The sequence below is a fragment of the Gemmata sp. genome, from assembly GCF_051859125.1.
Lineage (GTDB): Bacteria > Planctomycetota > Planctomycetia > Gemmatales > Gemmataceae > Gemmata.
This window is the reverse complement of sequence record NZ_JBHYGG010000149.1, coordinates 1-7,269: the sequence shown is the minus strand read 5'-3', so window position 1 is coordinate 7,269 and position 7,269 is coordinate 1. Positions and strand designations below refer to the sequence as shown.

7 protein-coding genes are annotated in these 7,269 nt (G+C 71.7%); all 7 read left to right on the top strand.

Annotated elements, in window-relative coordinates; genetic code table 11:
• The first annotated feature begins 161 nt into the window (after positions 1 to 161).
• Genes crtI through ACTIGN_RS14700 form a run of 7 tightly spaced genes read left to right on the top strand, consistent with a single transcriptional unit; the run spans position 162 to position 7,198 of the window.
• Complete coding sequence (gene crtI, locus ACTIGN_RS14730) at positions 162 to 1,760, top strand: phytoene desaturase family protein (protein WP_439625081.1); 1,599 nt, start codon at positions 162 to 164, stop codon at positions 1,758 to 1,760.
• A gap of 30 nt (positions 1,761 to 1,790) precedes the next feature.
• Entirely contained in the window at positions 1,791 to 2,396 is a 606-nt protein-coding gene (locus ACTIGN_RS14725) for a hypothetical protein (protein ID WP_439625079.1), read from the top strand.
• A 25-nt stretch (positions 2,397 to 2,421) separates the two neighbouring features.
• Positions 2,422 to 3,978 (top strand): phytoene desaturase family protein, encoded by a 1,557-nt coding sequence (locus ACTIGN_RS14720; RefSeq protein ID WP_439625077.1) that lies wholly within the window; start codon positions 2,422 to 2,424, stop codon positions 3,976 to 3,978.
• Complete coding sequence (locus tag ACTIGN_RS14715) at positions 3,978 to 4,790, top strand: lysophospholipid acyltransferase family protein (RefSeq protein WP_439625075.1); 813 nt, start codon at positions 3,978 to 3,980, stop codon at positions 4,788 to 4,790. The genes ACTIGN_RS14720 and ACTIGN_RS14715 overlap by 1 nt, the downstream gene beginning before the upstream one ends.
• On the top strand, positions 4,787 to 5,962 hold the full coding sequence (locus tag ACTIGN_RS14710; protein ID WP_439625073.1) for a glycosyltransferase family 2 protein: 1,176 nt from the start codon (positions 4,787 to 4,789) through the stop codon (positions 5,960 to 5,962). The genes ACTIGN_RS14715 and ACTIGN_RS14710 overlap by 4 nt, the downstream gene beginning before the upstream one ends.
• 11 nt (positions 5,963 to 5,973) lie before the next feature.
• Positions 5,974 to 6,735: an SDR family NAD(P)-dependent oxidoreductase gene (locus ACTIGN_RS14705; RefSeq protein WP_439625071.1), complete on the top strand. Its 762-nt coding sequence runs from the start codon at positions 5,974 to 5,976 to the stop codon at positions 6,733 to 6,735.
• Between the two features lie 7 nt (positions 6,736 to 6,742).
• Positions 6,743 to 7,198, top strand: coding sequence for a DUF1772 domain-containing protein (locus tag ACTIGN_RS14700; protein WP_439625069.1), 456 nt, complete (start codon positions 6,743 to 6,745; stop codon positions 7,196 to 7,198).
• Positions 7,199 to 7,269: the final 71 nt, after the last annotated feature.

Genomic DNA, 7,269 nt, shown 5'->3' with positions numbered 1-7,269 from the left:
AATAGGAACCCAACAGATCTCGTATCCCGCCTCCCGCTCGCTGGGCCGCATGTCTTTCACCGGGTGGAATTCACCCCGCCCGCGGGTCTACGATTCGGTACACTGTCCGCGTGTCCGCCGCGGGAATCGGCCGGCCGCGAGACAGTCACCGGATGACGTTAATGATCGCACTTGCCCCCACGAATCATCCCGTCGCGTCCGCCGCACCCGCCCGCGCCCGCACCCGGAAGGCCCTGGTCATCGGTGCGGGGCCGGGGGGCCTCGCCGCGGCCCTGCTGCTGGCCCGCGGCGGCGCGCAGGTCCATGTCGTCGAGCGGCTCCCCCGGGTCGGCGGCCGGTGCTCGACCATCGAGGCCGACGGGTACAGGTTCGACCTCGGCCCGACGTTCTTCCTGTACCCCCGCGTCCTCGAGCGGATCTTCAGGCTCGTCGGCCGCGACCTGCACCGCGAGGTGCCGATGGTCCGGCTCGACCCGCAGTACCGCATCGCGTTCGGCAGCGGCGGGCACCTCGACTGCACGCCCGACGTGCCCCGGCTCGAAGCCGAGGTCGCCAAGCTCAGCCCGGCCGACGCGCAGCACCTCCGCCGGTTCCTCTCCGAGAACCGCGACAAGCTGGAGAAGTTCCGCCCGACGCTGGAGAGCCCGTTCCTCCGGTGGCGCGACCTGCTGAGCTGGGACCTCATCAAACTGCTCCCGACGCTGCGGCCGTGGCAGTCGCTCGACCGCGAACTCGGCCGGTACTTCGGCGACGAGCGGATCCGGCTCGCGTTCTCGTTCCAGTCGAAGTACCTGGGCATGTCGCCGTTCAACTGCCCGAGCCTGTTCTCGATCCTGTCGTTCCTCGAGTACGAGTTCGGCGTGTGGCACCCGATCGGCGGGTGCGGGGCGGTGAGCGAGGCGATGGCCCGGGTCGCCCGCGACCTGGGGGTCACGTTCTCGCTCGGCGACGAGGTGAAGGAAGTGCTGTTCGACGGCCGCCGGGCCGTGGGCGTGCGGACCGCCACCGGCGAGCACCGGGCCGACGCGGTGGTCGTGAACGCCGACTTCGCCGACGCGATGACGAAGTTGATCCCCGACCGCCTGCGCCGCCGGTGGACCGACGCGAAGATCGAGAGGAAGAAGTTCTCGTGCTCGACGTTCATGCTGTACCTCGGCCTGGAGGGCCGGCAGGACCACGTCCCGCACCACACGATCCACTGCGCGGCCGACTACGCCACGAACCTCGGCGACATCGAGCACCGGCGCGTGCTGTCCGACGACCCGTCGTTCTACGTCCAGAACGCCTCCGTCACCGACGACACGCTCGCCCCGAAGGGGCACAGCACACTGTACGCCCTCGCGCCGGTCCCGCACCAGAACGCGAACGTGGACTGGGCCAGGGAGGCGCCGGCGTTCCGGGAGAAGCTCCTGGGGCAGTTCAAGAAGATCGGCCTGGACGACGTCGAGAAGCGGATCCGGTTCGAGAAGGTGGTGACCCCGGCCGACTGGCAGAACTCGTACTCGGTGTACCGCGGGGCGACGTTCAACCTGGCGCACACGTGGCGGCAGATGCTGCACCTGCGGCCGCGGAACCGGTTCGAGGACGTGGACGGCGTGTACCTCGTCGGGGGCGGCACGCACCCGGGCAGCGGGCTCCCGGTGATCTACGAGTCGGCCCGGATCACGAGCCGGCTGCTGCTCGGCGACCTCGGCCTCGACGCGGACTGGCTCGGCGCGCCCGGGGCCGCCGAACTGCCCGCCGCCGTGCCCGCGGGTTAGAATGCCTCTACCCCGAGAGAGGTGCCACCGATGTCGTTCCGTGACTTCACGTTCCCCGACGTTCTCGGCCGTCTGGGTCTGACGGCGCGGTCCGATGAGCTGAACCTCGACGGCACGCCAGTTCCGGTGCCGCCGTACCTGGCAGCGGCCCTGATCGCCGGCCTGGAGTTGTCGCAAGGGATTCACAACGAGAAGGCGCGGTCCGAGTTCGTCATCGCGCCGCTCCTGCTCGAACTCCGGCGGATGCACCCGCACCGGTTCGGGCTGTTTTCGGGGACGGAGTTGTCCGTCGACCCCGAGAAGGGACTGAACGGAGTGTGTGACTTCCTGTTCACCCGCGGGGAACAGGTGTTCGTGGTCGAGGCCCCGATCGTCGCCATCGCGGAGGCGAAGAACGACAACGTCTACAACGGGTACGGGCAGTGCATCGCCGCGATGCACGCCGCCGCCCTCTTCAACCTGAAGGCGAACTCCCCGGTGCCCGCGATGTTCGGGGTGAGTACCACCGGGGCGCACTGGAAGTTCCTCCGCCTCACGGGCGCCACCGTGACGATCGACAAGGCGGACTACTTCATCGACCACCCCGAGCGCGTCCTCGGCGCGCTCTCGCGGGTCATCGAGATCGCGACGGCATAACCACGCCCGTCCGTAAGGAGCCACCGTGGCAGAGCAGGAACGGAATCGGATCGGGGTGATCGGGAGCGGGCTCGCCGGGCTGTCGGCGGCGTGCGTGCTCGCGGCCCGCGGGTACCAGGTCGTCGTGTTCGAGAAGAGCCCGTGGCTCGGCGGCAAGGCCGCGGTGCTCCAGGACGCCGGGTTCCGGTTCGACATGGGGCCGACGATCCTCACCGTCCCGAGCGTGCTGAAGCGGGTGTTCGACGAGGCCGGCCGCGACATGGCCGACTACCTCGACCTCGTCCGCCTCGACCCGCAGTGGCGGTGCCTCTTCGCCGACGGCTCGACCCTCGACCTCGTCGAGAACGTCGGCGACATGGCCGCGACCCTCGACGCCTACTCGCCCGGCACGGGCGCCGGGGCCGGGTACCGCGACTTCCTCGCGTACTCGCAGCGGCTCCACCGCATCTCCGAGCGGTACTACTTCTGGAAGTCGATCGGCGGCATCGCCGACATGGTCGACCCGAAGTTCGGGTTCTCGCTCCAGATCCTCGGCGACGTGCTGCGGATGCGGATGGGCCGGTCGGTCGCGAGCACCGTGCGGAAGTACACCCCGGACCCCCGGGCCGCGCAGATGCTCGACCACTTCACGCAGTACGTCGGGTCGTGCCCGGAGCAGTCGCCGGCGGTGCTGTGCGGCATCGCGAACATGCAGACGACCGAGGGCATCTGGTACCCCCGGGGCGGCACCCGGGCCGTGCCCGAGGCGCTCGTGAGGCTCGGCGGGGAACTCGGCGTCGAGTACCGCACCGAGACGGGTGTCGCCCGCGTCCTCACCCGCGGGGACCGCGTCACCGGCGTCGAGACCGACGCGGGCGAGCGGATCGAACTCGCGGCCGTGGTGTCGAACGCCGACGCGGTCCGCACGCACCGCGAGTTGCTCGCCGAGGCCGCGCCGCGGGTCGCGCAGCGGTTCGAGCGGCGGCGCTCCTACGAGGCCGCGTGCTCGGGCGTCGTGCTGTACCTCGGGCTGAACAGGGCCTACGACCACCTGCTGCACCACGACTTCGTGTTCTCCCGCGACCCGCACGAAGAGTTCGAGTGGATCTACAAGAAGGGCGAGCCCGCACCGGACCCGACGTGCTACCTCGCGTCCACGGCCCGCACCGAGCCCGAGACCGCCCCGCCCGGCGGCGACGCGCTCTACGTCCTGGTTCACACGCCGTACCTGCGGCCGCACCACGACTGGTCGAAGATGCTCCCGGAGTACCGCCGCGTCATCATCGAGAAGCTGAAGACGACGGGAAAGATGCCGGACATCGAGAGCCGCATCGTGTTCGAGTCGGCGCTGACCCCGCAGGACATCCACGACCGCTACCGGGTGCTCAACGGCGCGATCTACGGGCTCGCGAGCCACGGCAAGTGGAACGGCGCGTTCAAGCCCGCGAACCGGTCCCGCGACCTCAAGGGCCTGTACCTCGCCGGCGGCGCGGCGCACCCCGGGCCGGGGATGCCGATGGTGCTGATGTCCGGGTGGATCGCGGCCGACTCGCTGGACCAGGACCGGGTGGTGGCGAAGGCCGGCGAACCCGTGGCCGTTTGATGGGCACCGACCGACTGACCGGCGGCGCGGACCTGCCGCGCCGCTGGCTGTGGCTGTTCCGCCTGTTCCGGTGGTACGCGCGCCGCTACGTCCGCAGGCACTTCCACGCGGTCCGGCTCTCGAAGTCGGGCCGCACGTTCCCGCCCGCCGGCAGTGAGCCGCTGCTGATCGTCCTGAACCACCCCGCGTGGTGGGACCCCATGGTCTGCATGGTGCTGTCGCGGCTCATCGCCGACCGCGACCAGTTTGCCGCGATCGACGCCGGGGCCCTGGAGCGGTACCCGGCGTTCCGCAACATGGGGTTCATCCCCGTGGACACGAAGACGCTCCGCGGCGCGGCGGCGTTCGTCCGCACCGGCACCACCATCCTCTCGCAGCCGGGCCGGGTGTACTGGGTGACGGCGCAGGGGAGGTTCACCGACGCGCGCGAGCGGCCGCTCGGGATCAGCGCCGGCGTCGGGCACCTCGCGGCGCGGCTCGCGTCGGGCGTCGTGGTGCCGCTCGCCATCGAGTACGCCTTCTGGACCGAGCGCACCCCCGAGGCGCTCGTGCGCGTTGGCGAACCGCTGCGCGTTAGCGACCACCCCGGCCGTTCCGGGAAGGAGTGGGCCGCACTCATCGAGGCGGCGATGACCGCGAACCTCGACTCGCTCAACGCGGAAACGATGTCGCGCGACCCGGCGAAGTTCGCGGCGCTGCTCGTGGGGAAAGTCGGCGTCGGCGGCCCGTATGATTGGTGTCGGCGGGTGCTCGCGTGGGTCCGCGGCAAGAAGTTCGAACCGGCCCACGGCGGCGGGGGGGAGCAGGCGTGATCGTCCTCGCGTGGGTGTGCCTCGGCTGCGCGGTTGTGCCCGCGGCGCTCTACTTCCGGAACGTGTTCCTGTTCCGCGAACCGCCGGTTCTGGCGAGCGGGGGGCGTGAGCCCCCCGAGTCTTTCCTTCCTCGGGGGGCTCACGCCCCCCGCTCGCCAGGAATCTCCGTCCTCATCCCCGCGCGGAACGAGGAACTCGGCATCGCCGCGTGCCTCGAATCGGTGCTCGCGTCGCGGGGCGTCGATCTCGAAGTGATCGTCCTCGACGACCACTCGACCGACCGCACGGCCGGGATCGTCCGCGAGATGGCCGCCAAGGACTCGCGCTTGCGGCTCGAACCGGCGCCGCCGCTGCCCGACGGGTGGTGCGGCAAGCAGGCCGCGTGCTTCGCGCTCTCGAAGCTCGCGACGCGCGACGTGCTCGCGTTCCTCGACGCCGACGTGCGGCTCGCGCCCGACGCGCTCGACCGCATGGCGCTGTTCCTGGGGCGGAGCGGCGCGGGGCTCGTGAGCGGGTTCCCGCGGCAGGAGACCGGCACGCTCCTCGAAAAGCTGCTGATCCCGCTCATCCACTGGTTGCTGTTGTGCTGGCTCCCGCTCGGGAGCATGCGGAGACTCCGGTGGTCCGTGTTCGGGGCCGGGTGCGGGCAGTGGTTCATGACGACGCGCGCCGCCTACGACGCCGCCGGTGGGCACGCGGCCGTGAGGGCGTCGCTCCACGACGGGCTGACGCTGCCGCGGGCGTACCGCCGCGCCGGGTTCCACACCGACCTGTGCGACGCGACCGACCTCGCGACCTGTCGCATGTATCGCTCGGCGGGTGCCGTGTGGTTCGGGCTCGCGAAGAACGCCCGCGAGGGGATGGCCGCGACCGGGCAGATCGGGTTCTGGACGGTGGTGCTGCTGTGCGGGCAGGTGCTGCCGTTCGCCCTGCTCGCGGCGGTAGATGTGGTGGCCGGGGTCGCTGTGCTGCTGGTGTACGCCCCCCGGTTGCACGCCGCGTGGCGGTTCCGGCAGTCGCCCCTCGGCGCGGTCCTGCACCCGGTCGGCGTGCTGCTGCTGCTCGCGGTGCAGTGGTACGCGGTCCTCTGCGCCGTGCTCGGCAAGCCGGCCGGGTGGAAAGGCCGCCCCCACCCGCGCCTATCATCAGTTAGCTCTCCGCGCAGCACCTGATGGGGCCGGCCATGCCCGAAGTTCCGTCCTACGTGATCGTCGGTGCCAGCGGCGGCATCGGCACCGCCCTGTGCCACCAGCTCGCGGCCCGCGGCCCGTGCAAGCTCGTCCTCGTGGCCCGCGACGCGGCCCGCGTGGGCCAACTCGCCGCCGCCTTGCAGACCGAGCACCCCACCCCGCCGGCCGTCTCGTGCCACGCGCTCGACGCGCTCGACCCGCAGGAACTCGCCGCCGCGTTCGACGCCGCGGCCGCCGAGTTCGGCCCGATCACCGGGGTCGTGAACCTGTGCGGGTCCATCCTGCTGAAGCCGGCCCACTCGACCTCCGACCGCGAGTTCGCCGACACGCTCGCCGCGAACCTCGTGACCGCGTTCAACGTGCTCCGGGCCGCGGCGCGGGCGATGCCGGCGGGCGGGTCGATCGTGCTGGTGTCGAGCGCCGCGGCCCGGATCGGCATCGCGAACCACGAGGCGGTCGCCGCCGCGAAGGCCGGCGTCACCGGCCTGACGCTCTCGGCGGCCGCGACCTATGCGTCCCGGAACCTGCGGGTGAACGCGGTCGCGCCGGGGCTGGTCCGCACGCCGCTCGCCGAGAAGATCACCGGGAGCGAGCCGGCGCTCAAGGCGTCCACCGCGATGCACCCGCTCGGGCGGATCGGCGAGCCGAACGACGTGGCCGGCGCGATCGCGTGGCTCCTCGACCCGGCGACGACGTGGGTGACCGGCCAGGTCATCGGCGTCGACGGCGGGCTGGCCTCCGTCCGGGGGCGGTGACGACCCCGTGTCACCCCCCGACGCACTCCTGACCGCGAACGCCGCCGCCACGTGGCTCATGTGCGGCGTCATCTGGTTCGTGCAGCTCGTCCACTACCCGCTGTTCCCCGCCTACGACCGCGCGTGGTTCCGCGCGGCGATGAGCGCCCACCAGGCGGCGACGCAGCGGGTCGTGTTCCCGGCGATGGTGCTGGAACTCGGCACGGCGCTGGCGCTGCTCGCGTGGCAGCCGGCGGGCGTCCCCGAGTGGGTGCCGTGGCTCGGGGCGGCGCTCGTCGGCGTGTGGGGCTTCACGACGGCCCTCGTGATGGTCCCGCTACACGAGCGGCTCGCCCGCGAGGGGTTCGACGGGGCGCTGCACCAGCGACTGGTGCGGTGGAACTGGGTGCGAACTGCTGCGTGGTCGGCCCGCGGCCTGGGGTGCGCCGCGGTGCTGGCGGCACGTCTGACCGAACCGGGGTGATCGGCGACCCGGTAATGGGGGGCGGTCTGGTCCGAGCCCGAGCGCCGAGCGAGGGGCCACGCTGACCCTCG

Excerpts from the sequence above, each read along its gene's own strand:
- crtI (WP_439625081.1), top strand. The coding sequence starts at position 162 with ATGATCGCACTTGCCCCCACGAATCATCCCGTCGCGTCCGCCGCACCC.
- ACTIGN_RS14725 (WP_439625079.1), top strand. The coding sequence starts at position 1,791 with ATGTCGTTCCGTGACTTCACGTTCCCCGACGTTCTCGGCCGTCTGGGT.
- ACTIGN_RS14715 (WP_439625075.1), top strand. The coding sequence starts at position 3,978 with ATGGGCACCGACCGACTGACCGGCGGCGCGGACCTGCCGCGCCGCTGG.
- ACTIGN_RS14705 (WP_439625071.1), top strand. The coding sequence starts at position 5,974 with ATGCCCGAAGTTCCGTCCTACGTGATCGTCGGTGCCAGCGGCGGCATC.